The organism is Kiloniella majae, from assembly GCF_002118315.1.
GTDB lineage: Bacteria > Pseudomonadota > Alphaproteobacteria > Kiloniellales > Kiloniellaceae > Kiloniella > Kiloniella majae.
This window is the reverse complement of record NZ_MTSZ01000042.1, coordinates 1-253: the sequence shown is the minus strand read 5'-3', so window position 1 is coordinate 253 and position 253 is coordinate 1. Positions and strand designations below refer to the sequence as shown.

The 253-nt window shown below is 41.9% G+C and carries 1 protein-coding gene; it reads right to left on the bottom strand.

From position 1 onward, the window contains the following. Positions 1-253 (bottom strand): SDR family NAD(P)-dependent oxidoreductase (locus tag BKB51_RS20570; protein ID WP_125911898.1); only part of this gene is annotated, 253 nt, incomplete at both ends.

The following is a 253-nucleotide window of genomic DNA, read 5'->3' as shown; positions in this document are numbered from 1 at the left end:
TGACGATGCGCGGATTCCCAATATAAGATTCGCCAGATTGTTTGAGTAACGGTAATAGCGCATTGGTCAGCTCATAAGGCGCTAAGTAATTGACCACAAATCGTATGTCCAAATTATCTTTGGTCGTTGCCGCTGATGTGGTATAAATTCCCGCGTTGTTTATCCCGACATCAAACTTTAACAACTTTTCATTCACGTCTGATGCCATTTTAAGTACATCCGTTAAATCAGCACACTCAGCTACAAACCCATC